The 1,886-nt window shown below is 60.7% G+C and carries 1 protein-coding gene; it reads left to right on the top strand.

The window, feature by feature from the left end:
• Positions 1 to 1,886, top strand: a 1,886-nt coding sequence (locus ACWF6P_RS31720; RefSeq protein WP_452623692.1) for an amino acid adenylation domain-containing protein, incomplete at both ends; no start/stop codon positions are given.

The raw sequence follows: 1,886 nt of genomic DNA, 5'->3' as shown, positions 1-1,886 counted from the left end.
CGATCGTGGTGTGGATTCGACGTTGTCGGCGTGGTTCGATGATGCTGCTGCGCGGTTTGGTGATCGGACCGCGGTGCGGTTCGGTGACGAGTCGTTGACGTATGCGGAGTTGTCGGTGCGGGCTAATCGTTTGGCGCGCAGGTTGATTGCTCAGGGTTGTGGTCCGGAGTCGTTGGTGGCGGTGGCGTTGCCGCGGTCGGCGGATCTTGTGGTGGCGTTGTTGGCGGTGGTGAAGTCCGGTGCGGGGTATCTGCCGGTGGATCCGTCGTATCCGGCTGATCGTGTCGAGTTCATGTTGGCCGATGCTGCTCCGGTGGCTGCGATTTCGTGGTCCGGGCGTGAGTTGGTGTTGCCTGCTGGTTTGCCGGTGGTCGATGTCGACATGGTGGATGTGTCGGAGTTCGATGGTTCGGTGGTGGCGGATGCGGATCGTGTTGCGCCGTTGCGGTCGTCGAATGTTGCGTATGTGATTTACACGTCGGGTTCGACGGGTCGTCCGAAGGGTGTGCAGGTTCCGCACGTCACGGTGGCGAAGTTGTTTGCGAATACCGAGGGTGTGTACGGGTTCGACGAATCCGATGTGTGGACGATGTTCCACAGTTATGCGTTCGACTTCTCGGTTTGGGAGTTGTGGGGTCCGCTGTTGTACGGCGGCACGTTGGTGGTTGTGGATTATGTGACGTCGCGTTCGCCGGAGCAGTTCCTGGAGTTGCTTGCTGCTGAGCGGGTGACGGTGCTCAATCAGACGCCGTCGGCGTTCTATCAGTTGGCTGAGGCTGATCGGTTGGCGTCGGAATCCGGTCGGGCTGCCGAGTTGTCGTTGCGGTGGGTTGTTTTCGGTGGTGAGGCGCTCGAGCTTCGTCGCTTGTCGGATTGGTATTCGCGTCGTGGTGACTCTGCGCCGACGTTGGTGAACATGTACGGCATCACGGAGACGACGGTGCATGTGAGCCATCGTGTGTTGGATGCTGCGTTGGCGGCGGATGCGTCGGCGAGTGTTGTGGGTCAGGCTATTTCGGGTCTGCAGGTGTTCGTGTTGGATACGCGTTTGGCTCCGGTGCCTGTTGGTGTCGCGGGTGAGATGTATGTGTCGGGTGTTCAGTTGGCTCGGGGTTATCTGGGTCAGGCTGGGTTGTCGTCGACGCGGTTTGTGGCGAATCCGTTCAATGCTGGTGAGGTGTTGTACCGCACGGGTGACGTGGCGGCGTGGAACAGTGCTGGTGATTTGGAGTATCTGGGTCGCGCGGATGATCAGGTGAAGATCCGTGGGTTCCGGATCGAGATCGGTGAGATCGAGTCTGCGGTGTTGGCGGATGTGTCGGTGGCGCAGACGGCGGTGGTTGTTCGTGAGGATTCTCCGGGTGATCAGCGGGTGGTGGCGTATGTGGTTCCGGCTGCGGGTGTGAGCGTTTCGGTCGAGGATGTCCGCACCAGTGTGGGTTCGTTGTTGCCGGAGTACATGGTGCCGTCGGCGTTTGTGGTGTTGGATGCGATTCCGTTGACGGTGAACGGGAAGTTGGATCGTCGGGCGTTGCCGGTTCCGTCGTTGCAGGTTGCGGTGTTCCGGGCTCCGACGTCGGTGGTGGAAGAGGTTGTTGCGCAGACGTTTGCGGATGTTCTGGGCGTCGAGCGTGTCGGCTTGGATGACGATTTCTTTGCGCTCGGTGGTAATTCGCTGATTGCGACGCAGGTGACGTCTCGGTTGGGGCAGGCGTTGGATGCTTCGGTGTCGGTGCGGGAGTTGTTCGAGGCGTCGACGGTGGAGGCGTTGGCTGCTCGTTTGGGTTCTCATGTTGGTGGTGGTTCGCGTGCGGCGTTGACTGCGCAGGTGCGTCCGGTTCGGGTTCCGTTGTCGTTGGCGCAGCAGCGCATGTGGTTCCTCAACC

It is taken from the genome of Rhodococcus sp. NPDC055024, from assembly GCF_053608585.1.
Note: the sequence above shows the minus strand (reverse complement) of the source record. Positions and strands in the feature narration are given on the sequence as shown.